This is a genomic window from Symplocastrum torsivum, assembly GCF_059505465.1.
In genome coordinates this window covers 13,852-37,574 of the sequence record NZ_JCACKQ010000039.1, presented here as the reverse complement: position 1 = coordinate 37,574, position 23,723 = coordinate 13,852, and the positions used below count along the sequence as shown (strand labels likewise).

Sequence of the window (23,723 nt, the reverse complement as noted above, 5' to 3'; positions counted from 1 at the left end):
TCGCGGTTTAGAGGAGAAGTTTTAAATGACTCACGATCACGCTACTCGAACAGAACACGACCACATTACGAGAGCAGAACACAATAGAATCACTCGAAAAAACCTTATTTCCAGTCTCGCTACTGGTTTAGTGATTGGCATAATTGCAGGCGCACCTTTAGGTTGGTTTGCTCATCGAATCTACTATCAACAGCGAGCAGGTCAAGTCTTACTTTGTCGCCAGCAGCATCTAGGTCAACCCGAAGCCGAACTTAAGCAGTTGTGTGGTGACCCCTATTAACCAGGGGGTTTTATCCCATGACATCCTGTTGTACCAGAGTGATGACAACATGATGTCATGGGGAAAGGAATGATTATATTGCAGCATGGCGGAAATAAGTGACCAGTTAACAACAGAGCCAAAACTGAGACGTATAAGCCTTTCGACCTTTTGCCTTCTGCCCCCTTCCTTCTGCCTTCTTGCAATATTCCTTTCCCTTTTACCTTTTGCCCGTACCTGTAGAAATAATTTTGTATTACTAACTCTTGACTGAGGTAAGCCTAAAGGTCGAGAGGGAGAGGCATAATGTGTCCAAAGATACTACTCTAGACCTATCTCCTCGGACAGTTCTTATTACATATGTATGACGGTCATTACAGTAAGTGGACAGACTAAAAAGCTAAGGTTTATTGTTTGTGGTTTCGCCCTGGCAACTTCCACTCCCAAAAGGGGAGCAGACAACTCTTCAAGTTGTGGTTTATTTTTACAGCGACAGATGGATTCCCATTCCCTGCTTCTGCTTGAGTGAGGCGCTTGCGCTTTACCGTAAAGCTTTGCGTCAAGGGAAGGAAATTCTTGTGTTTCCTCCTGGTTTAAACCTTGAAACTAAAAATATTCTCTTAACTGAATCGCCTTGTTGGTTGAATGACCTCGCTTGTGACTTGGTTTATGGTTAAACATCTTGAGTTGGTGGCTCAAACGTCAAAAGTTGAAACTCTTTGAACCTTTGTTAACTATTGAGAGTCTATAGGGGGACAGAGGATAGCCTGACTGCTCGATACTTTAGAGTAGGCTCTTGTTGCACTGCCTGAGAAACCCTTACACTCAAGATGACGAATGACTCCTCTGCCTAATTACCGTCCAAAACAACTCTCTCTTGGTCCCTTAGAGACTGAGATTTTAAATATTGTCTGGGAACTGGGTTGTGCCACCGTCAAGGATGTGCATGAACGGATTTTGGCTGACCCGGATCGGGAGTTGGCTTATACTTCCGTGACTACGGTGCTACGTCGCCTCACCCAGAAAGGTTGGCTAAGTTGTGAGAAACAAGAACGTGCTTTCTCTTGGCAACCTCTAGTTTCTCGTGAGGAGGCACAAGTCATCAAAGCTCACGATCAGCTTAATCAGTTTCTCGCTGTAGGTAACCCGGATGTCGTTGCTGCCTTTGCCGATAGCCTGGATGCAGCAAGCTTAGAGAAAATCGAAGCGATCGCACTTCGCCTAAAAGCGGCACGTCAAGCAAGGGAGGAGCAATAATGCATCTAGTGATGATTCTGATTGCCCTAGCCTCAGCTTGGTTACTCCGATGCACTTGGATTGAACCTAGTGGAAACTGGACAACACGCTGGCAGCGATCGCTTTTATTATTTCTCTTACCGCCTCTACTTCTTCTAATGACAGCCCTCGCTGTGCTTTGCATGGGGCCACAGGGACAAATGATTGGACTGCACACCGACTGGTTCAGCTATTGTCTCGCTCTCGCCTATGTAGCGATGTCCATCTTTTTCGGCTTGCAGTTAGCCGCTCAAGGGTTGCAGTCTGTGCAACACATTCGCAATTATCCCCAAATTGACCTTGACGGTAAGCCAGTTTATCTTGTCGATAATCCTGTTCTGTTCAGTGCCCAGATCGGCTTTTGGCAGCCATCTCTGGTTGTTACACAAGGACTGTTGCAGACTCTCGAACCGGAGCATCTTGAATCGGTACTGACTCATGAGCAAGCTCATCACTACTACCGGGATACCTTCTGGTTTTTCTGGCTAGGCTGGTTACGACACTGTACTTCCTGGTTGCCGAATACAGAAGCGTTGTGGCAGGAACTCCTGGTATTACGGGAACTTCGTGCTGATCGTTGGGCAGTAGAGCGTGTAGATAGCTTGCTGCTGGCAGAATCGCTACTGATGGTGGCAAGCGCCCCAGTAATAGCCTCAGAAAGTTTCTGTGCTGCCTTTAGCTGTGCGGCTCCTCGCAATCGTTTAGAAGAGAGGATTGAGGCACTTTTAGGGGAACCAGAAACATCAACGCCGTCAAGCTCGTGGACTTGGAGTTTGGTTCTCTTAGCGTTGCTGCCTTTGGTTGCTGTGCCGTTTCACACTTGAGGAAAAAAGCGATCGCTCCTCAACGCCATCTTTTTTTAGTGATGTTGGTAAATCAAGCCTAGCCTCGGTTACTCTCATAACTTCTCACTCAAACTTAAGAGGTAAATTTTTGTTACTTAATACTTCTTAATTTATTATTAAGATTCAAACCTAAATTTAAAAAAAGCCAGTTGTCCGTTTAGATCCCGATAGGGATGTCACACCAATAATGCCCTAATTGGAACCTAAATCGTGTCTTTAAATTCCACCTCTGCTCATCCAACCACCACCAAATCCCAAGTAGAACAGCACCCTGCTGTTGAACACAGTTTCCCTAAGTCCTCCTCCGGTTCGTTTGTCTGCTCAAACCCATTAACCCAAATAGTATTGGCGGGCTTGCTCGTTAGCCTATCTGGGTGTGGTTTCCTTTCAAAAACTCAAGCGGAAGCTCAAACGGGTAATCCTGGCTCACAACAGGGAGGGCAAGTCACTCCAGTAGATGTGGCGATCGCAAAAACTGGAACCCTTCAAGAAGAAATTGAATTCACAGGTACCACTCGACCCGTGCGGGAAGTCTCCCTCCGCGCCCAAGTAGAAGGGCGAGTTCTAAACCTGCAAGTTGGTGCAGGTGACTTGGTGAAGCAAGGTCAAATTGTTGCCCAGTTAGACGACTCCTTGTTGATGACATCTGTGAGTCAAGCCCAAGCGGAACTGGGGGCACTGCAATCAGAAGTCGCACGCGCCCAAACTCAGGTGAGCAATGCTCGTGCCTTAGCAGAACAAGCCCGTGTTGAACTCAAGCAAGCTCAAGTAGACGCAGCACGTCGGCAGACTCTTGGGAACCAAGGCGCAATTTCCCAGCAAGAAGCAGAATTAGCACAAACGGCTGCCCAAACCGCTCAACAAACACTGCAATCTGCCCTCGAACAAATCCGTACAGAACAACAGGCAGTAGAAGCCGCAAAAGGGAGAGTAGCAGCACAACAAGCCGCTGTTGCCCAAGAACGGGAACGTCGTTCCTATGCTCTAATTGCCTCTCCCATCAATGGTGTTGTTTTAGAGCAGATTAGCGAACCCGGAAACCTGATTCAGCCGGGAGGAGAAGTCCTTAAATTGGGTGACTTTAGCCGTGTGAAGGTAGTTGTTCCCGTTTCAGAGTTGGAACTTGCCAACATTCGGGTTGGACAGTCAGTTAGGGTGAGCTTAGATGCCTTTCCTGATGATTCATTTGCTGGAAGCGTCACACGTATTTCTCCTGCGGCTGATCAGGCAGCACGTCAGGTGCCAGTGGAAATTACAATTCCCAACAGTAATGGTCGGATTGGCAGTGGACTTTTAGCACGAGTTAACTTTGCCTCCAGCAAGCAAGAAAGAGTTGTAGTGCCTGAAACCGCACTGCAAGAAGCGGGACGAGGAAGAGGAGGAGCAAGGGGGGCAGAGGGTGCAGGGGAAGCAGGAGAGAGGGGAAGTAATATTCCATCCCGAAGTCCTCGTTCTCAACCGACTGAAGGGACAGTGTTTACTGTCACGGGTACAGGTAGCGAAGCGAAAGTACAGGCGCGACCTGTGCAAGTTGGCGATCGCGTCAATGGTCAAGTAGAAATTCTCTCTGGTTTGCAGCCAGGAGAGCGCTTTGTTGCCAGCAGTGGTAAGCCTTTAAAAGCTGGTGAAACGGTGCGTCTGAGTATTTTGTCGAGAACCCCCCAACAACAGGAGCAACAGTGATGCAGAATACTGGAACACCTGGGTTCAGCCTAAGTGCAATCTCGATTCGCCAACACATAGGCACTCTCGTACTTACCGTAGCTGTAATTGTCCTGGCCATATTTTTCATTCCTCAAATTCAGGTCGATTTGCTACCGTCGATTACCTATCCCCGAATTGGGGTGCGGCTGAGTGCGCCTGGAGTCTCACCAGAAGTGGCGGTTGAGGAAATTACAAAACCGCTGGAAGAAGCCTTAAGCGCAACTGAGGGAGTGGTGCAAGTTTATTCCCAAACCCGTGAAGGACAGGTGAGTTTAGACTTGTTCTTCGAGCCGGGAGGTGATATCGACCAGGCTTTAAATGATGCTACGGCTGCCTTTAACCGCGCTCAAGGTAACTTACCTGATATTGTCGAACAGCCGCGCTTGTTCAAGGTTGACCCTTCTCAGTTGCCTGTGTATGAATTAGCCTTGCGATCGCCTTCTTTGGAGGATGTCGATTTACGGGTATTTGCAGATGAAGAACTCAGCCGTGAACTTGGCGTTGTGGCAGGAGTGGCGGCGGTAGACATCGCTGGTGGTGCTGCTGAAGAAGTGTTGGTTCAAATTGACCCTAATCGCTTACAAGCGCTGGGTATCGGTTTGACGGATGTGTTAGATGCCCTTGGCGATCGCAATCAGGATGTCTCTGGTGGGCGTCTGCGAGGGGAGAATGCGGAACCCCTGACACGGACAGTCGGGCGCTTTCGGAATGCCCAAGAACTCAAAAATCTCTCATTTGAGGTACCGACAGGAGGCGGAGAATCGTCCCAATCCCTAGTCCCCGATTCCCAATCCCTACTACCTACTCCCCAATCTTCTCGTCGTGTTTACCTACGAGACTTTGCCCAAGTCATTGATGGTACTGAAGACCAGCGCGTGTTTGTTTTCCTGAATGGAGAACCAGCGATTAAAGTCAGTATTCAGAAGCAGCCAGATGCTAACACGATTCAAGTGGTAGACGGTGTAAAAAAACGCATCGAAGAACTGCGACAGTCGGGTGTGATTCCAGAGGATATGGAATTGGTAGCAACGCTGGATGAATCAATATTTATCCGCAACTCGATTTCTAATGTGACCAGTTCTGGACTAATTGGTGCAGGACTCGCCGCCTTTGCGGTTCTCCTATTTTTGGGTTCTTTGCGTCAAACGTTGATTATTGTCTTAGCGATTCCCCTAGCAACCTTAGCGGCAATTATCTTAATGCAGCTATTTGGGTTGTCGATCAATGTGTTTAGTCTAGGAGGCTTGGCATTGGGTGTGGGGATTGTCGTGGACAATGCGATCGTTATGCTAGAAACCATTTCTGATGGTGCTGGCATGACACCAGGAAAAACCAACCGCGTTCGCCTGAGTCAAGGGCAATTAATTAATCAAGCCGTAAGCAGTAGTCAAGAAGTAGAATCAGCGCTAGTTGCTTCTACCACTACTAATTTGGTCGCCGTGTTGCCATTTTTGCTAATTGGTGGTTTCGTCTCACTGCTGTTTAATGAGTTAATTCTTACTATCAGTTTTTCTGTCGCGGCTTCTCTGCTGGTGGCGTTGACTATCGTACCAATGCTTACTTCACGCCTTTTGGCAGTACGCTGGTCAAGTCGCGCCAGTGAATTTTGGCCGTTGCAGCAGTTTAACCTTCGGTTTGAAGCGGCAACTCGCAGTTATGGGCGTTTCCTAGGCTTGGTGCTGCGTTATCGGATTATTGTTATTGCGATCACGTTCATTGTCCTTGGTGGTGGTAGTCTCTTTTTAGCTGGACAAATTCCGCAAGAAATTCTGCCTCGAATTGATACCGGACAAGCGAACCTGAGAGCGCAGTTTCCTCCTGGCACCACTCTGGAAACTAACCGAAAAGTGATGGGTATTGTTGATGACATTCTCCTCCAACAGCCAGAAACTGAGAGTGTTTTTACAACATCAGGTGGCTTTCTCTTCGGTAGTAATACAACAGAAAATGCCCTGCGCGGTTCCAGCACGATTACCCTCAAACCGAATACTGATGTTGAGGAGTTTGTAAAGCAGGTGACTCAGGAGGTGGAAAAGCTAAATTTAGTCAATACTCGCATCCGGGTAAGTCCGGGGGAAGTACGCGGTATTATCCTCTCCAACTCCCCAGTACGAGGTGCAGAGGTTGACGTTTCCCTCCAGGGACCCGATGCCCAAACTCTACAAGAAGCAGGACGTCAAGCACTTCAAGCATTGGATGAGCGGGTTACCTTGGCGCGTTTCCGTCCTGATGCTGATGAACGGCAACCGGAAGTGCAGATTCGTCCCGACTGGGAGCGTGTGGCTGAGTTTGGTTTAACAACTCAGGAGATTGGAGACACGATTCAAACGGCAATTGAGGGTTCAGTGGCAACTGAACTGCAACGGGGAGATCGGTTGGTGGATGTGCGAGTGCAGCTCAATCAGGAAACTGTGCAGCGTGCGGCGCAGTTAAAGCAGTTACCCTTATTTGTAGACAATAATCGCCAAATTCGTCTGGGAGATGTGGCGACGATTGAAGAAGGGCAAGCACCGGGAGAAGTACAGCGGATTAACCAGCGACAGGTTTTCCAAATTGCGGGAAATCTAGCTGAGGGAGCGACGTTGAGTGATGCGATCGCTCAAACTACTGCTGTCTTGGCAGAGTTGGACTTCCCTGAAGGCGTTAGTGTACTCCCTAGTTCCGCAAGCGAGACAAATCGGCAGTTGCAAGAGTCCCTGAAAGTTCTGGGAGGATTAGCGGCGTTCTTGGTTTTCGTGGTGATGGCAGTGCAGTACAACTCGCTGATTGACCCTTTGGTGATTATGCTCACCGTGCCACTTGCCCTTGCTGGAGGTATTTTAGGGCTTTATGTTACCAAAACTGCGATCGGGGCAACTGTACTTGTTGGCGCAGTGCTGTTAGTGGGGATTGTTGTGAACAACGCCATCATCATGGTTGAGTTGGCGAACCAAATTTATGAACGGGAAAAATGCGATCGCCAAGCGGCAATTTTAAAAGCGGCTCCTCTGCGCCTACGACCAATCATGATGACCACTATTACCACTGTCTTAGGCTTATTCCCTCTAGCACTCGGAATTGGAGAAGGTTCCGAGTTTCTGCAACCGTTGGGTGTCGTCGTGTTTTCTGGTTTATCCCTCGCGACAGTTCTAACTCTATTTATTATTCCCTGCTTCTACACCCTGCTTCACGGTTTTCCAGGAGGCAAAAAGCCGTTACGCAAACGCCAGCGACTCATCGTCAAAAAAGAAGCGTTGGCGAAAGCGACTAGTGGCTCACCCCACTAAGGGCAGAGTTGATTTATGGTCGTTAGAGAAAGTTGGGGAGCGGGGAGAGTTGCGGGAGTCAGCTAGCTAATCTATTCTCGCCTCCTTCGTTAATGCGGTTTGCTCGGCTTCCCGTACTGATCGGGCTACAGCAGCACTAGCGCGATCGCTCATCAATCGCTGTTGATCATAGCCAAAGACTAGCTCCCAAGCATCATCGGGATACTGTGCGACAAGTGGCAGGGCAGCATCGTCCAACATCCAGCGCCCGTGTAACTCATCTACCTTAATGTGCAGAGTCCAATAGCTCATTGCCGAGGCTGATAGTCCAAGCCGTTCGCCAGCCGCTTGGTAGTTGCGGAAACCAGATGGGACGGAAAGTTCGCCGTAAAGCAGTCCGCCTATATAGCGCAGGAAGTAGCGCTTGCACTCAGTCAGCAGGAAACTATGATTGATGATTGCCAAAAGCTCCCAAGGTACTAGATCGAAGTATGCCTCTGGTTCGGTCTGCATCCCTAGATCCTCAAGCATGGTCGTAAAGTGGGACGAGTGCTTGCGACCAAGGCGACCGCCGCCGTATTCTTCTAGGAGCAACCGAGTCAGCACCGCTTGGATTTCATTCGGGACACCACCGAGTGTGCGGGAGAGTTGACTTGCCTCGACCAATCCATCAAGGGAGCCAATCGCGACTAAGCGACGATAGCCTGCCTCACCGACTTCGTCGCGATAGAATAGACCATCAGCGGACGGAGGAGGATCGACATCAGCCGCGCAGCGATCGCGCAGTGCCTGACTTATATCCTCTATTCCTTGATACGCTGCCACATCGAGTTGTGCTGCTTCCCACTCCTGCCAAGCTTCCTCAATTTGGTCGCGTACCGTTCTCAAGTAAAGCGATCGCTCGTTGGTATAGCGCCGCAGATCGTCATACCAAAAGAGCTTTAGCCGATTAATGCGATAAAGCACGCGCTGCAAAAAGCGATGTGCACAATCATCTCCGGATGCTCCGGTGTAAGCAACTTCAATTGCCGTAGCAAGTGCCTCTTCAAAGTCACTGGCTATACTCGGCTTTGCAGCCAGTTTTTTGTCTAGATCTTCTGTTTCGAGCAGTTGTATGAATTGCTGCTCTGCGCGATCGTAGTAGTCTGTGGTTGGTAATTGATTGGTGGGCGTACTCTTCGCTTCAGCCTGAGTGCTTGGGAAGGTAACGACGTTGCTCTGCATGACGTAATCTTCTTCATTGTCGTATAAGTAGCTACATTCTCCGTTATCATTACAGTCTGTTACATCTACCCTGAAGGTAGATAGCGGAAACTGGTATTTCTAGGTTTCCTTGTCAATAGGATGAAATAGGAAACTTGATAGCACGACGGCATCTAAGCAAAGGAAACGCCTGACATGTCACCTCAAGCTGAAGAGTTTACCCTTGGTGTGGAAGAGGAATATCAGATCATCAATCCTCAGACACGCCAACTCTGTGCGCGATCGCAGCTAATTTTACCAACAGCTCAGTCAGCTTTGGGTGACGAGGTAGCGAAACCGGAGTTTCGTCTGTCGCAAATAGAGGTTGCGACACCAATCTGTCGATCGCTACAGGATGTACGCGCACAGTTGATACGCTTGCGGGGTGAAGTAATTGCGGCGGCAGCGAAGGAGGGCTACCAAATTGCGGCGGCTGGAACACACCCCTTTTCCCATTGGCAAAAGCAACTGGTTACACCAAAACCAAGCTACCAGAAACTTGTGCAAAATTATCAACTCCTCATGCACGAGCTAGTCACACTGGGCTGTCACATTCATATTGGTCTTAGCGATCGCGAGATGGCAGTTCAAGTGATGAACCGAGCGCGATTGTGGCTGGCTCCAATGCTGGCGCTGTCGGCTTCCTCACCCTTTTGGCTAGGAATGGATACAGGCTATACCAGTTACCGAACAGTGTTGATCAGTCGGCTTCCCATGACAGGAGCGCCCCATATATTTGAATCTTATAGTGAGTATCAAGCAATAGTGCGATCGCTAATCGCCACCAACACCATTCAGGAACCAACACAAATCTGCTGGGACTTGCGTCCTTCTGAACGTTACCCAACGTTAGAGTTCCGCGTTGCAGATATGTGCATGACAATAGACGAATCGGTAATGATGGCAGGACTGGCACGCGCCTTAGTGCGGAGTTGTTACGAACAAGCACTCTTAGATGCACCGTACAAAGCCGTGCGTCCTGAACTGTTGCGTGCTGCTCATTGGAGTGCTTCACGCTGGGGTTTGGATGCAGAACTGGTAGATGTTAACGCTGAGTGTAGTGTTCCAGCACAGAAACTAGTCAAAAAGTTTTTAGAGTTCGTGCGTCCTGCACTCGAAGAATTTGGAGAGTGGGATGAAGTTTATGCAATTGTCCAGGAAACGATGCAGCAAGGGAACAGTGCCGCACGGCAACGGGACTTGTACAAACGCACTGGTTCGTTGGAGGATGTGGTTGATTTTGTTGTCCGAGAGACTGCAAAAGGAACGACGGCACTTTAAGAGTTGGAGAGACAAAAGTCATCGGTTAGGGCGCAGCCGCAAGCTTATCTGTGGGGTGTTGAGACTCAGTTCGCATTGTGAATCTCTAGTTCAACACCTCCAGCTATAAGACTCACAGTTTCAGACTGAATGAGTTCTTTAATCTCTTGACCTTTCAAATCCTTTACATCTTTTGCTTCTGCTACACAATCAGAAAAGTTATGTGAGATAGTGTCACAATAATACTGAACCTCATCGTTAGCATACTTAAAGTTAAATCCTGCTAGTGACAGACCTAAGTCAAGCCCTCCCCCCCCCGAAAATAGAGAAATTGCAGTGGATTCTCTGTTTGACTTGGAGGGCAGACGTAGAGAGTTTATACCAGTAAGGTAATGGTTCAATGAGGCACTTCCGGTTAGCAGGTTTTACTTAGGCATAGGATTTTAGCGCAAAAGCGGTAATTTGTACTACTCTAGCTTGTAATCCACTAGACCTAGTGATCGCATATCTTATCGGTGGGCTTTCCTTCGCTAACTCAACATCTGCTTTTTGCTTAACATTCATACCAGGTTTGTGCTGCCTCCTACTGCTGCCAAGCAGATTGCATATCTCAGCGCTTGGGTTGACTCCAGATAGCCAAACGCTGGCTGTTAAGTATAAGGGGCAGCTAATTTTGTTGAAATTAAGTGTAAGTAAGAGTATGGATTTGAATTCTTTGCTATGGCAGTTTAGGCGTTAGTGCGATCGCTACGAACCTTAAAGTCACTCTCTGAAATTGCTGTGGAAAACGGATTCTATGACCAAAGCCACTTGAACCGAAGCTTTAGACGAGCTTGTAGGATTACTCCAGGGCAATATCAGAAGAGCAATTTTATCCAATACGGTTAAGCCTCAGCGCCCATAGCCTTGATTCTATCTACAATCCACTCCTCTACCCGAAATTCTCGATCTTCGGCACGCGCATGACTTTACTCAAGGACTTCTCTGCCTCTGCGGTCATAGCAGGCTTCGTCACTGTATTAGTGGGATTTACTAGCTCAGCTGTCATTGTTTTCCAAGCCGCCCAAGCCCTCAATGCCTCACCTACCGAAATTGGCTCATGGATGTGTGCATTGGGGTTAGGCATGGGGCTGACGAGCATCATCTTTTCCCTGCGTTACCGGGTTCCGGTCGTAACCGCTTGGTCTACGCCTGGTGCAGCTATGCTAATCACGTCTGCGGCTGGCGTTTCGATGGAAGAAGCTATCGGAGCGTTTCTCATCTCAGCAGCGTTAATCACGCTTTGCGGCTTTACTGGCTGGTTCGAGCGCATAATTAACCGAATTCCGATGTCTATTGCTTCAGGGATGCTGGCTGGCGTTCTGTTGCGGTTCGGGCTTGATGTCTTTGTCGCCATGAAAACGCAGTTTGTGATGACGTTCGCCATGTTCTGCGCCTACTTGATTGCACGCCGTGTCTTGCCTCGCTATGCGGTTGTTTCTGCATTGATATTAGGTATGGTTATCGCAGGAATTCAAGGACTACTGCGTATTGACACAGTACGCCTGCAACTGGCAGAGCCGGTTTTGACGCTGCCGGAGTTTTCGGTTGGTGCGCTTGTTGGCGTGGCATTGCCCCTGTTTGTGGTTACCATGGCTTCCCAAAACGTACCTGGGGTTGCTGTAATGCGTGCCTCAGGTTACTCAGTACCCATTTCTCCACTGATCGGCTGGACAGGGGTTGCAACACTGGTGTTGGCTCCATTCGGTGCATTCGCTTTGAATCTTGCTGCTATCACAGCCGCTATTTGCATGGGACGAGAAGCCCACGAAGATCCAGCAAAGCGTTATGTAGCAGCAATTGCCGCTGGGGTTTTCTACCTTGTGATCGGGCTGTTTGGCGCTACGGTGGGTGCAGTGTTTGCGGCGTTCCCTCAGGAGCTTGTGCTTGCGATCGCAGGACTTGCTCTTTTAGGTACCATTGGCAATGGGCTTGCAGCAGCGCTGACCCACGAGAAAGAGCGCGAACCCGCACTCGTGACGTTTCTCGTAACCGCGTCCGGCGTAACGTTATTCGGTATCGGGTCAGCGTTTTGGGGGCTGGTGGCTGGCGCGTTATCGCTTGCGGTATTGCAGTATGACCGCAGATTTTTTAGGTTGAGTTAAGTTAGCAACCGTAGGCGATCGCTTTTTTTTCTTAATTATTCGCTATTGTCGCCCAATTAAACTTTGAGGCTATAATGCATTCATCAAACCGGGATTTTCTCAAAGTAAGGGTAATTTTGAGAAAAATCAACGTCAATCATTAAATTTTGCGTAAAAAAAGGAGAACCTCGTGGAAGCGCTTGCTTACACTAATTCGTATGCTGCCTATGAAGAAGCAGCCGGTATTGAGTATGACCTTCCGGAGTTAACGCTCAACTGGAATAAAATTCCCAGTTCCGCTTGGCTAAGTTTGGTGTGCATCACTGTATTGTTGAGCAGTCTGCACGTAGCAGATCCAGCAGCGGCTGCCTATGTGAGGACAAATGGTAGTTGCTTGAATGCTCGGACAGCCCCTTACGTTGGTGCGCCTGTTTATACCTGCGTTCGCAATGGAGCTGCACTTGCGCCTATTGTTGGTTCTCAAAACGGGTTCTACAAGCTTTCAACAGGTCGTTATGTTGCTGTCGGTTATGTTGGCAATGCTCCTAGACGCCGTGTTAGTTCTGCTTCAGTTGGAGGTCGGGTTCGCCCTCGCTATAGTGCGGGTACTAGAGCTATTCAAGTGGCTTTGCGTGATAATTACGGCATCCCAATTGGATCTTCCGGTGCTGATGGAATTTATGGCTCTAACACACGAAACGCTGTTAGACAGTTTCAGCAGAGGTCTGGCTTACGTGTAGATGGAATTGTTGGACCCCAAACACGAGCAGCCCTATTTTGAACTAGGCGTGTTGGGGCGTAGAGTTTTGAAAAAGCTTGCAGAAAAGCGAGCAGCTTCGCTGGTGCCGTTGGCGTTAGCCTAGAACGCTTTCAACAATCATCAAAATAACGATTTTTCGTAGGGACAATTCTCTTGAGGATTGTCCTTACTTATTAATTGACTGATGTTCTAGCTAGAAGAATTCATTTGGCTACGAATCAAAAAGCAGCACATCATAAAGTTATGAATTCAAGGCAACATTTGTAGCACTTAGGCTGAAACTTATAGCTGTCGCTATAAAGATTAGGACAGATTTAATGGCTAAAACAACCACGTACTAGTAAACTTTTATGCCCTCTGCCCTTTACCTTCTGCCTTTTGCTATAAGTTCTGAAGATGTCTAATTGCAAGCTTGTCGCGCTATTCTCTCGGAATTGTGCAACTCACCATTCGGCATCGTTGTACCGCTCAAATTCGCTCCATCAAGATTGACTCCACTCAAGTTAGCGCCACTCAAATTAGCACCACTCAAGTTAGCATTACTTAGATTCGCGCCAGTCAAATTCGCGCCACTCAAGTCTGCCCAAATTAAAGTTGACTGACTCAAGTCTATTTGACTCAGGTTTGCCCCCTGTAAGTTAACTCCAGGAAGGTAAACTCCACTCAAATTTAAACCTGCAAGAGACACATGAGGAGCTACCAAGTAAGCGCCAGCCTCAACTGGGTCAAACCCTAAGGGAAAAAGAGTTTTTTCGTTATATAAACTTCTTTGCAAGTTGACATTGTTGAAGTTAGCCTCGCTCAAGTCTGCCTCATGCAAGTAAGTTTCGCTGAGATTTGTCTTGTTCAGATTGGCTCCAATCAGGTTTGCTCCTCGCAGATTCGCTCCAACTAAGTTCGCCTCACTGAGGTTAGCTCCATTGAGATCTGCACCTATCAAGCCAGCAATCATCAAAATGGCTCCACTCAAATCTGCGCCAGTCAAACCTGCAAAATTCAGGTTAGCGCCACTCAAGTTAGTCCCTATCAAATCAGCACCGCTTAAGTCTGCCCCTTGTAGATTTGCAGCTTCCAAATCAGCTTGGCGCAAGTCCGCTGTACTGAGCGTCGCACGACTCAAGTTTGCCTGCAACAGGTTAGCGCCGCTCAGATTGGCTTGAGTAAAATCGGCTCCGCTCAGGTTAGCGTGCTTGAGGTGAGCAGCACTCAAGTCAGCAAGAAAAAAATCTCTTTCTCCTGCCGCATATTTCCGCAAGAGTTCATCAGGATTCATGGTTTCACCTCTGTTGCTTTTTGCCAAACAACAGTCAAATCGGTATCTACGCTTTATGCCACTACAACCTGATGCACCCTTTATTCTCACCTTCGCAGTGGAGGCAATGGGGAAATCTCGATTTAGATATTCTAAGTTGATTTACGTCTATCAACCAACTTAGTTTTAACAGCCTAGCTCTGAATAGTCACAAAAAAAAGAGGTCGGGTAGACCTCTTTTGATTGTTTTCGCTAATCTGCCTATTTGTTGTGTTTTAGGCAACTTAGCTTAGTAGCGAGGAGAATGCGATGCATTACTTAGACGCTGCCATTTCTTGTTGCAAGCGACTCTTGGCTTCTTTGAACTGCGTCGCCATTTGCTTCTGCTGTTCGTCGCTGAAGTTGTCGCGGATTTTGGGGAACATATCGTTCTCTTCTTCCTGGACGTGCTTTAGCACAGCACTCATTAGCTGCTGGACTTTGGCTTTGAAGTCATCAATGTTGGAGGGGTTCATGGACTTAATCTCTTCGAGCATTTGCTTCATCTCAGCCTGCTCGTCATACAGTTCTTGGGTGTCTGCATAGTAGCTGCGGACGGCTGGGTAGACGATTTGCTCTTCAGCTTCGGAATGAGCGGTTAAATCTTTGTAGATTTGACCAAAGTATTCTTGTAGTTTTTGAGGGTCGTTTGTACCCTGAACTTCCACGAATAGAGTATTAACCTTGGCATGATCCATGCGGATAAGGTCGCGAATGCTCATCTCATCATCGCTACGAGTAACGGCACTACCGACGACACCTGACAAAGCTGCCATGGCATCTTGAACACGTCCCCATAGTCCTTGGTCTGGCTCTTGTCCCGTCAGTTCACGGGTACCGAGAATCTCTAGGATACCTTTAAGCTGCTCTTGGTGAGCGCGGCTATCGAAGTTAACGGCGTTTAAAGGAGAGATGGCTGCCATTACGTCAGCACCCACAACTTGAGCACACTTGTGGACGAGTACTCCGCTCATTGTTTGCTTATGCTTGAGTAATTCAAGCTGAGCAGCTTTTTCATAAACACTAAACTCAGAACTATCCATCATTTGCTGAGCTTGTTCAACAATCTTCTGCGATGACTCTTTGGGTTCTGCTTGAACACCGTATTGAACGATTACGGTATCGAGAACACCCATGTTCTTCTGATCATCTTGGATGAAGTCCCGTAGACGCTTTCTAATCTCTTCATCAGTGATGCCTTCAATTAGTTTCTGCTCACTGGAAATGATTAGGTTTTGCATCGCTTTCATGTCAGATAGTTTCTGTGCGATCGCAAGACGCTTTGTATCATCAAGTGTTGTTACCATGTGTACTACTCTCTTAAGGATTCTTAACTTTTATCTCTTCTAACTTTGCCATAGAAATTTGGGTGGCTTCATCTTTCTCTTGATGGATTCAACTCAGAATTGTTGAAATTTTTAATAATCTTAGACTTGGCAACTCTTGCCTTCTTGAGCTTGCTTTTCCAGTAGAGTAGGAGGAAAGTAATTTTGTGTACAACTTAGAGCTTTAAGTAGTCAAAGAAAAAAGGAGAGGTCACGTAGCCCTCTCCTTTTTTCTTGATTAATCTAATGGCTTAATCTGTTTTTTGCCATTTAGATTTTGCTCCTAGAATGAAATATTACTTAGAAGCAGCCATTTGTTGCTGGATCTTGCTCTTAGCTTCTTTGAACTGAGTAGCCATTTGCTTCTCTTGCTCGTGGCTACAGTTACTGCCAATGGCACTAAACATGGTGCTTTCTTCTTGACGAATGTGATCGCCAACTACATCCATCAGCTTCTTCACTCTTGACTTAAAGTCATCCATGTTAGATGGGTTCAATGACTCAATCTCTTTGAGCATCTGCTTCATTTGGGCTTGCTCATCGTACAGCTCCTGAGTATCGCCTTGACCGTAGAAAGGACGTACTGCTGGATAGACAACTTGCTCTTCAGCTTCAGCGTGTGCGCTTAGGTCTTTGTAGATTTGACCAAAGTACTCTTGGATTTTTTGAGGATCGTTAGATTGAGCAATTTCTGTGAACAAGGTATTGGTCTTGGCATGATCCATGCGGATGAGGTCGCGGATGCTCATCTCATCATCGCTGCGAGTGACGGCACTACCGACTACACCGGACAAAGCTGCCATGGCATCTTGAACACGTCCCCATAGTCCTTGGTCTGGCTCTTGCCCAGTCAGTTCACGGGTACCGAGAATTTCGAGGATACCTTTGAATTGTTCTTGGTGAGCGCGGCTATCAAAGTTAACGGCGTTTAAGGGGGAGATGGCTGCCATTACATCAGCGCCGACAACCTGAGCACACTTATGGACGAGTAGCCCACTCATCGTTTGCTTGTGCTTGAGCAATTCAATCTGAGCTGCCTTCTCATAAGGACTGAACTCAGAGCTTTCCATCATCTTCTGAGCTTGCTCTACCATCTTTTGTGCTGACTCTTTAGGTTCTGCTTGAACACCGTATTGCACGATTACGGTATCAAGAACACCCATGTTCTTCTGGTCATCTTGGATGAAGTCTTGTAGACGCTTTCTAATCTCTTCGTCAGTGATGCTTCCGATTAGTTTTTGCTCACTAGAAATGATTAGGTTTTGGATCGCTTTCATGTCAGATAGTTTTTGAGCGATCGCAATGCGCTTTGTATCATCAAGTGTTACTACCATGTGTACTGCTCTCTTAAGGATATTTTGTATTTCAACTCTTCCCACTTTGCCAGAGGGAGCGAGGTACTCCATCCTTCTGTTGATGGATTCATCTCGAAGTTGCTGAAATTTCCCCTAATCCTAGGCTTGGCTACTGTCTACTTTTTTTACCTTTAATCTTTTACAGTTTTAGATTAACTCTCTAGATAGAGGAGCTTTTTTGTTTATTGATTAGCCATAGAAAAGCTGATTGTTTGAACTATATTAACTACAGAAGTATCTCTTGTTACTTTGCCTCTAAGACAAAGGATTATTGATTATAGTATATTGGCAGCGTTCTTGAGATTAAGTGACAGGTAAGTCATCTACAACTTCCTAAGAACTAACTATCAAAAACTATGGCTTGAGAGACGACATAGAATCCTAGCGAACTAGTCGTCAAGTAGTACATAACGCTTCACTCAACGAGAGTCGGAGCAACGCCGGAGATGACTTTGTGATGCAAGAACAGAATACAGGAATGGGAGAACAGGCACTGAACAAGGCAGCAGAGCTAGCTGTATCTAGCAAGCTAAATAGTGCTGAAACTATAGACATCAAGATTAATAGTGAAGTCCTACAGCTAATTCAGGGAGAACTGAATTCACTGACGTTGCAGGGGGAAGGCTTAGTAACGCCTCAAGACTTGCGTATCGGGGAATTAGACCTGAAAATTGGCAAGATTGCGGTTAATCTCCTTAGCGCGGCATTAGGCAAAATTGAACTAACCCAGCCGACAAATGCCTCAGTTCGTTTGGTTTTCACGACAGCAGATGTCAACATTGCTTTGAACTCTGAGTACCTACGCAATCAGGTACGCCAAATAGAAATTCCAACCAGGAATCAAGCGATGATGATTGACTTGCAACACGCAGAGTGCAAGTTACCAGGCGATGGCAAATTCGTCATTAAGGTAGAGTTTCTGGCACATCTGGCAGATAAGGTTCAGTCGGCAGCACTTGAGGTCGCACTCAGGATTGGTGAGGGTGGAGAGTACATTGCCTTTGAACAGGGTCATTACGTCGAAGGGAAAGACTTACCACTAGAACTAACAGCCGCTTTGTTGATGATGATTAGTAAACTCGTGAAACTGCGTGATTTTCAATATGAGGACATAGCACTGCACCTGAAGCAAGTGGATGTAGAAACTGACAAAATTACATTGTTGCTTAATGCTCTCATTAGTCAGATTCCTTCATAGTGCATAGTAACCTTGTGGGCTTGCTTATACCAACAGACAGATTAACTTGAAAAAGCGATCGCCTAAATTGTCTTGTGTCAGGAATACATAACAGGACAACAGGGAAATAGGACGTGGGACAAGACATCGGCGAACAGGCTCTAAGTAAAGCCGCAGAAATTGGACTATCAACGCAACTTGATGAAGTAGAAAATCTGGAAGTTGATATCCGCACCGACCCCGGTAAGTTGCTTCAAGGAGAATTAGAGTCGGTCAAGATTGAAGGTCAAGGTCTAGTAATGCAGAAAGACCTTCGTGCGGAGGAATTACAAGTCAAAACAGGTAGCATTGCAATCAATCCCCTAAGTGCGGCTTTTGGGAAAATTGAACTAACCCGTCCAACAGACGCTGAAGCTCACGTCGTTCTAACTGAACAAGATATGGAGCGTGCGTTTAACTCAGAGTACATCCATGACAAGCTGCAAAACCTGGAGGTGAATGTCAATGGTCAACCACTGACCATCAACACTCAGCGAGTGCAATTTAGTCTCCCCGGTGAAGAAAAGATTGATCTCAAAGCAGAAATCCTTGTAAAGGAAACAGGTGAAACGAAGCAGGTTGCCTTCAGTACCGTACCTCGTCTAAGTCCTGGTGGAGAGAAGATATCGCTCGAAGATGTTCAATATGCTGAAGGGCAAGAGTTATCCCCAGACCTGACGGCTGCCTTGCTAGACAGAGCAAACGAACTACTAGATTTACGCAACTTTGAACTAGAAGGGATGTCACTTCGTCTGAAAGGATTTGATATACAAAAAGGTAGGTTGACGCTTCAATCTCAAGCCCGTGTAGAGAGATTCCCTGAGTCCTAATCTGAAAATAAGGGAGAAGGCTGAGGGCTGAAGGCTGAAGGAATAAGGATTTTCATCCAAGCGTTCGTGAGCTTTCGCCTCATGGTTTCTAACTTGAAAATAGGTGTTATGTAGTAGGGGAGAGGGATAAATCCCTCTCCTCTCGCTTGAATTAGGTAACAATAGTTACTTGTCCAGTCGCCAGATCGTAACGACCACCAACAATTTTTAGTTTGCTGTCCCGAATCAGTCCAGCTAAGATTGTTGAGCTTTCTGCTAACTGTGCAGCCTGATACTGTACATTAGCGGTGACTGCATTTTCTTCAATATCGCCGGTTTTGAATCGGACTCTTTCTACAGCGGGTTTGATTTCCTCAACAAAAACGCCTATTCTTCCGGGGAGTGGGTCATCTGCGATCGCAGCCGACACGGCACCACAACGGCTGTGACCTAGAACGATGATTAGCTGAGAACCTAATACGGCTGTTGAGAATTCCAGGCTGCCTATTGCTGTTTGACTGGCAACATTTCCTGCTACGCGAACAACAAATAAATCGCCAAGTCCTTGATCGAAGACAATTTCCGCCGGAACCCTCGAATCCGCACAACCAAGGATAGAGGCAAACGGATATTGAGCAACAGCAGTTTCTTGCAAACGCAAGCGGGATTGATTTGGGATTTGGCGCTTTTCATCAACGAAGCGTTTGTTTCCTTCCATCAATCGTTTCATCGCTTCATCCGGGCTAACAGATGGAGGTTTTTGCTGAGGAGTACTAGCAGGTTGTTGAGCAACAGCTTGTTGTGCATCCCACAGGAAACTACTACCAGCAGCACTAGCTGCAATTCCAACACCCCCCACACCTAAAAACTTCATGAAATTACGACGCCCGACAAACCCATTAATCCGGCTCATCAATCTTCCTCAAATAACAAGTGCTTAACTGAACAGAGTTTCATCAATGGGAGGAATATACCATTATGAGAGGATGTTATATAAATATTAAGAATTATGAGAGTGGGATTGTCTAGGTGAGGCTGGGTTTTCTCGATGGGAATTGACAGGTTTTAAAGTGAGTACTTTGACAAATCACTCCTAAAAAGCGATCGCTCTTCTATCAGGAGACAATAGAAATAGATTGCCGAGTTGCTTAGGCTACATGAGCTATTGCCTCAATCCCGATTGCCAGAGAGCCAGCAGTAACCCAGTTGGGGAGAACTTTTGCCAGAATTGTGGCTCTAGGTTGCTTCTGCAAAACCGTTATCGCCCCCTCAAACTCATCGGACAAGGTGGTTTTGGCAGAACCTTCTTAGCTGTCGATGAAGACAAACCCTCAAAACCCTACTGCGTCATCAAGCAGTTTTTTCCGCAAGCTCAAGGTATCGCTAATACTCAAAAATCAGCAGAACTGTTTGAGCAGGAAGCAGTGCGCTTGGAGATGTTAGGGAAACACCCGCAAATTCCCCAATTTTTAGCGCATTTTGAGCAAGATAATCACCAATATTTAGTGCAGGAGTTTATTGATGGGCAAAACTTAGCCCAAGCCTTGCAAGCAGAAGGCGCTTTCAGTGAAAGACGGATTCGAGATTTACTCAACAGTTTGCTCCCTGTTATTGAATTCATCCACGCTCAGAACGTCATTCATCGGGATCTCAAGCCAGAAAACATTATTTGTCGTGGCGATGGGCAACTGGTTCTGGTTGATTTTGGAGCAGCTAAGTATGCCACCGGAACGGCTCTCGTCAGAACAGGAACCGTAATTGGATCGGCTGGGTATGCAGCGCCAGAACAGGCTGGCGGTAGAGCGGCTTTTTCTAGTGACTTGTACAGTTTAGGTGTTACCTGCCTCCATTTACTGACCCAAGCTGAACCCTTTGACCTTTATTCGTTTAGCGAAGCGACCTGGGTATGGCAGGATTATTTGACCAATCCTATCAGCCGTCACTTGCGGCAAGTGCTGGACAAGATGGTCAAGATGGCAACGAGTCAGCGCTATCAATCAGCCTCAGAGGTTCTACACGCCCTGAATTCTCCACCGAACCTAGGAACGAGAACACCAAGATTTACCGCTAAGTCTGCTGTCCAGTCACCGCAAGCAGCATCCCCTAGAGTTACGCCGACCTCAACGCTGCAAATGTCGAACTGGAGATGCGTTTATAGTCTTGAGCGTCATGCTGGCTCGATTCGCTCCCTCGCGATTAGCCCAGATGGTCAACTACTTGCCAGTGGCAGCGATGACAAGACGATTAAGCTATGGCATCTCGTGACAGGAGAAGAACTTTTCACGCTTAAGGCTCATACTAAAGCCGTTTATTCTGTCGCGATCAGTTCTGATGGAGAGATTCTTGCCAGTGGCAGTGATGACAAGACTATCAAAATCTGGCAGCTAAAGACAGGGCGCCAACTCGGTACGATTACTCTTGGTAACTGGTTTTCTGGAGATTCTGGCTGTGTTTATTCTGTTGCCATCAGTCCGAATCGAGAGGTTCTCGCTAGCCTCAGCAGTGGCGGAACAATCAAGCTGTGGAATCTGAACACAGGGCGGGAAATTCGGACGATCAAAGCTCGTAACAGTTGGGTTCAGGCTGTTGCTATTAGTCCCGATGGGCAAATTGTTGCGAGTGGTAGTGATGACGGTACGATCCTGTTGTGGAGTCTGAGGACGGGAAAACTATTACACACCTTCAAAGGGCATAGCAGTTGGATTCAGTCTGTTGCCTTTAGCCCAGACGGGCACATACTTGCTAGTGGTGGCGAGGATGCAACGATTAAGCTATGGGATCTGAGGATTAGGCGAGAACTTTGCACCCTTAAAGGTCACACTCAATCCGTTTATGCCCTTGCCTTTAGTCCTGTTCGCTCTGTGCGAGGTGTCGGAGGCGATCGCACACACACACCTCTTCAGGAACTAGCCTTCTCTAGAGGCGATCGCACAACCGAGGCAATTCTGTTTATGTTAGGCGACCAACTTCAAAGGAAACAAGGATTAGGAGTTTGCCAGATGCTGGCTAGTAGCAGCGATGACAGGACGATTAGGTTGTGGGATCTGAATACGGGGCAAGAATTTTGTACCCTCAGAGGGCATCCCAGTTGGATTCATGCCGTTGCCTTTACCCCTGATGGGCAGACTTTAGTGAGTGGCTGTGGTGACAGCATTATCAATATTTGGCGGTGTGATTGAAGGGTATCTAAGGGGGGCAAAAATCGACTTTTGTAAGAGGTCTAATGAAAGCCTAATTCACTCATTCCCCGTTCCCCACTGTCAAGAGATTTCAGGAAAACAAAAAAGCTGATGGCTGATGGCTGACCGCTAACTGCTACAAACTTAATGCCTTATGCCATGAGGCAGATACAACTAGCTAATCACTGCCGCTAGAGTACTCCTTATGAAGGCAGCAGGAGATTAGCCAGTGACGCAAGAGAAAGCAGGACTTGGTGAACAGGCACTCAACAAAATTGCTGAAGTGGCTTTATCAACACAGCTAGATGAAGTAGAACGGTTAGAGGTTCAAGTCAAAACTGACCCAAGCAAGCTAGCTCAAGGAGAACTGGAATCACTCACCATTGACGGCAATGGTTTGGTGATGCAAGAAGACCTCCGCATGGAAAAGATGGAAATGCAGATAAGCTCCATCGCTGTTAATCCATGGAAAGCCCTAATGGGTAATATTCAACTTACTCAGCCTGCAAAGGGTGAGGCTTATATTGTTTTAAGGGAAAGTGACATCAACCGCGCCTTCAACTCCGAGTTCCTGAGTGAACACATGCGTAACCTCAATGTCCACGTTGAGGGGAAGCCAGTCACCATAGACACGCAACGGGTAGATTGTCACCTGCTAGCGAATGGCAAAATCGCTTTGGATGCAGAGATTCTACTGCGTCAAACGGGTGAAACAAAACTCGTTTCCTTTACAACAACGCCTCATATCAATGCGGATGGGCGTGGTGTCTCTCTGGAAGATATCCATTACCCAGAGGGAAAAGAGCTTTCACCAGAACTTACTCAAGCCTTGATGGGCAAAGCTAGTGAAATCTTGAACTTACGCAACTTTGAGATAGAAGGTATCTCATTGCAGATTCATCAGCTTGATGTAGAAGCTGGTCAACTCACCTTGCACGCCGAAGCGAACGTCACGCAATTTCCGTCTGCCTAAGCTTTCAATTGCCTGAAACCGCTCCCTAGGCGGTTTTGACCTATAAAAATCTTAAAAATAGTGAGAGGAACATGACACAGACTCCAAATATCCCACCAATAATCGAAAGTGACGAGAATGAATATCGCGACAGTGGCGTGCCTAGTACAGTAACGATTGCTGGGCATCCTCTTCATCCTCCAATGGTTGTTTTTCCAGTTGCTCTTTTAGTTACAGTAGCAGCCTTTGATATTGGCTATTGGTTGACAGGAGACCCGTTTTGGGCTAGAGGTTCGTTTTTGCTACTCATAGGAGGATTAGTAACTGGCCTCGTAGCCGCCCTGATCGGCATGATGGACTTTATGAAAATTGGTCGAGTGCGGAAGCACACAGCAGGTTGGGCGCATATGTATTCCAACGTTATAGCGCTGGTGCTAACAGCAATCAACTTAGGGCTTCGTCTAGGCGATCGCACTGAGAATATCCTGTATACGGGGTTGATAATCTCAGTGGTTGTCGCGACGCTTCTCGGTATTGGTGGTTGGTTTGGAGGGGAACTGATTTACCGCCATAAAATTGCTGTAATTGGCTATGGCGATCGCGATCAACCCTAGCTAATAACTCGCAATATTTCTAATTCTCAACTGAAGCGCCTGTCTGAGTCTCATATCTCTCAGACAGGCTTCGCATTTTTGTGGGAAAAGACGGTTTGGTGCAGGGATACAGAAGGCAGAAGGCGGAAGGCAGAAGGCAGAGAGCTTTTATGTTTATTACTGGGATACTTGGGTTTTCTAGCTCCAAGAGCTTAGGACGAGACGCTGAGGTGCTTCTATTGTCTTTATTCTCTCGGTAGCGAAAGTGACGATTTACTAAAAAGACTAAT

At 47.2% G+C, this 23,723-nt stretch carries 21 protein-coding genes; 15 read left to right on the top strand and 6 right to left on the bottom strand.

The window, feature by feature from the left end; all coding sequences use genetic code 11:
* The first annotated feature begins 25 nt into the window (after window positions 1-25).
* From AC5JL3_RS12500 to AC5JL3_RS12475, 6 genes are all read left to right on the top strand, one after another.
* Entirely contained in the window at window positions 26-280 is a 255-nt protein-coding gene (locus tag AC5JL3_RS12500) for a hypothetical protein (RefSeq protein WP_496074798.1), read from the top strand.
* A gap of 395 nt (window positions 281-675) precedes the next feature.
* Entirely contained in the window at window positions 676-936 is a 261-nt protein-coding gene (locus AC5JL3_RS12495) for a hypothetical protein (protein ID WP_496074797.1), read from the top strand.
* Between the two features lie 160 nt (window positions 937-1,096).
* On the top strand, window positions 1,097-1,516 hold the full coding sequence (locus tag AC5JL3_RS12490) for a BlaI/MecI/CopY family transcriptional regulator (protein ID WP_496074796.1): 420 nt from the start codon (window positions 1,097-1,099) through the stop codon (window positions 1,514-1,516).
* Window positions 1,516-2,358 (top strand): M56 family metallopeptidase, encoded by an 843-nt coding sequence (locus AC5JL3_RS12485; protein ID WP_496074795.1) that lies wholly within the window; start codon window positions 1,516-1,518, stop codon window positions 2,356-2,358. The genes AC5JL3_RS12490 and AC5JL3_RS12485 overlap by 1 nt, the downstream gene beginning before the upstream one ends.
* Window positions 2,359-2,589: 231 nt before the next feature.
* On the top strand, window positions 2,590-4,062 hold the full coding sequence (locus tag AC5JL3_RS12480) for an efflux RND transporter periplasmic adaptor subunit (protein WP_496074794.1): 1,473 nt from the start codon (window positions 2,590-2,592) through the stop codon (window positions 4,060-4,062).
* Window positions 4,062-7,349, top strand: coding sequence for an efflux RND transporter permease subunit (locus AC5JL3_RS12475; RefSeq protein WP_496074793.1), 3,288 nt, complete (start codon window positions 4,062-4,064; stop codon window positions 7,347-7,349). Before AC5JL3_RS12480 ends, AC5JL3_RS12475 begins: the two co-directional genes overlap by 1 nt.
* A gap of 66 nt (window positions 7,350-7,415) precedes the next feature.
* On the opposite strand, the gene AC5JL3_RS12470 is transcribed toward AC5JL3_RS12475, so the two are convergent.
* Window positions 7,416-8,552, bottom strand: coding sequence for an iron-containing redox enzyme family protein (locus AC5JL3_RS12470; protein WP_496074792.1), 1,137 nt, complete (start codon window positions 8,550-8,552; stop codon window positions 7,416-7,418).
* Between the two features lie 174 nt (window positions 8,553-8,726).
* Here AC5JL3_RS12470 and AC5JL3_RS12465 point away from each other — a divergent pair, with 174 nt between their 5' ends.
* The gene (locus AC5JL3_RS12465) at window positions 8,727-9,851 is read left to right on the top strand and encodes a carboxylate-amine ligase (RefSeq protein ID WP_496074791.1); all 1,125 of its coding nucleotides are present in this window, start codon (window positions 8,727-8,729) and stop codon (window positions 9,849-9,851) included.
* 65 nt (window positions 9,852-9,916) lie between these two features.
* Here AC5JL3_RS12465 and AC5JL3_RS12460 read toward each other — a convergent pair whose 3' ends face one another.
* Window positions 9,917-10,231, bottom strand: coding sequence for a DNA cytosine methyltransferase (locus tag AC5JL3_RS12460; protein WP_496074790.1), 315 nt, complete (start codon window positions 10,229-10,231; stop codon window positions 9,917-9,919).
* A gap of 337 nt (window positions 10,232-10,568) precedes the next feature.
* Here AC5JL3_RS12460 and AC5JL3_RS12455 point away from each other — a divergent pair, with 337 nt between their 5' ends.
* The 3 genes from AC5JL3_RS12455 (at window position 10,569) to AC5JL3_RS12445 (ending at window position 12,734) form a co-directional block, all read left to right on the top strand.
* Complete coding sequence (locus AC5JL3_RS12455) at window positions 10,569-10,718, top strand: helix-turn-helix domain-containing protein (protein ID WP_496074789.1); 150 nt, start codon at window positions 10,569-10,571, stop codon at window positions 10,716-10,718.
* Between the two features lie 74 nt (window positions 10,719-10,792).
* Window positions 10,793-11,974, top strand: coding sequence for a benzoate/H(+) symporter BenE family transporter (locus AC5JL3_RS12450; protein ID WP_496074788.1), 1,182 nt, complete (start codon window positions 10,793-10,795; stop codon window positions 11,972-11,974).
* Window positions 11,975-12,143: 169 nt separating this feature from the next.
* Window positions 12,144-12,734 (top strand): peptidoglycan-binding domain-containing protein, encoded by a 591-nt coding sequence (locus tag AC5JL3_RS12445; protein WP_496074787.1) that lies wholly within the window; start codon window positions 12,144-12,146, stop codon window positions 12,732-12,734.
* Between the two features lie 379 nt (window positions 12,735-13,113).
* On the opposite strand, the gene AC5JL3_RS12440 is transcribed toward AC5JL3_RS12445, so the two are convergent.
* The 3 genes from AC5JL3_RS12440 to AC5JL3_RS12430 form a co-directional block, all read right to left on the bottom strand.
* On the bottom strand, window positions 13,114-13,986 hold the full coding sequence (locus AC5JL3_RS12440) for a pentapeptide repeat-containing protein (RefSeq protein WP_192222005.1): 873 nt from the start codon (window positions 13,984-13,986) through the stop codon (window positions 13,114-13,116).
* A 293-nt stretch (window positions 13,987-14,279) separates the two neighbouring features.
* The gene (locus AC5JL3_RS12435; RefSeq protein ID WP_496074786.1) at window positions 14,280-15,311 is read right to left on the bottom strand and encodes a hemerythrin domain-containing protein; all 1,032 of its coding nucleotides are present in this window, start codon (window positions 15,309-15,311) and stop codon (window positions 14,280-14,282) included.
* A 314-nt stretch (window positions 15,312-15,625) separates the two neighbouring features.
* On the bottom strand, window positions 15,626-16,663 hold the full coding sequence (locus tag AC5JL3_RS12430; protein ID WP_496074785.1) for a hemerythrin domain-containing protein: 1,038 nt from the start codon (window positions 16,661-16,663) through the stop codon (window positions 15,626-15,628).
* Window positions 16,664-17,141: 478 nt separating this feature from the next.
* Between AC5JL3_RS12430 and AC5JL3_RS12425 the strand changes: the two genes are divergently transcribed.
* Both AC5JL3_RS12425 and AC5JL3_RS12420 read left to right on the top strand, forming a co-directional pair.
* Entirely contained in the window at window positions 17,142-17,882 is a 741-nt protein-coding gene (locus tag AC5JL3_RS12425) for an LmeA family phospholipid-binding protein (RefSeq protein WP_496074784.1), read from the top strand.
* Window positions 17,883-17,995: 113 nt separating this feature from the next.
* Window positions 17,996-18,730 carry an LmeA family phospholipid-binding protein gene (locus tag AC5JL3_RS12420; RefSeq protein WP_496074783.1) on the top strand — a complete coding sequence of 245 codons (735 nt, stop codon included), beginning with the start codon at window positions 17,996-17,998 and terminating at the stop codon, window positions 18,728-18,730.
* Between the two features lie 151 nt (window positions 18,731-18,881).
* On the opposite strand, the gene AC5JL3_RS12415 is transcribed toward AC5JL3_RS12420, so the two are convergent.
* Window positions 18,882-19,622, bottom strand: a complete 741-nt coding sequence (locus AC5JL3_RS12415; protein WP_496074782.1) for a carbonic anhydrase — start codon at window positions 19,620-19,622, stop codon at window positions 18,882-18,884.
* A gap of 223 nt (window positions 19,623-19,845) precedes the next feature.
* Here AC5JL3_RS12415 and AC5JL3_RS12410 point away from each other — a divergent pair, with 223 nt between their 5' ends.
* From AC5JL3_RS12410 to AC5JL3_RS12400, 3 genes are all read left to right on the top strand, one after another.
* A complete protein-coding gene (locus tag AC5JL3_RS12410; protein WP_496074781.1) occupies window positions 19,846-21,888 on the top strand; it encodes a protein kinase domain-containing protein in 2,043 nt (680 codons plus the stop codon).
* A gap of 229 nt (window positions 21,889-22,117) precedes the next feature.
* Complete coding sequence (locus tag AC5JL3_RS12405; RefSeq protein WP_496074780.1) at window positions 22,118-22,861, top strand: LmeA family phospholipid-binding protein; 744 nt, start codon at window positions 22,118-22,120, stop codon at window positions 22,859-22,861.
* Window positions 22,862-22,932: 71 nt separating this feature from the next.
* Window positions 22,933-23,454, top strand: coding sequence for a DUF2231 domain-containing protein (locus AC5JL3_RS12400; protein WP_496074779.1), 522 nt, complete (start codon window positions 22,933-22,935; stop codon window positions 23,452-23,454).
* Window positions 23,455-23,723 lie beyond the last annotated feature (269 nt).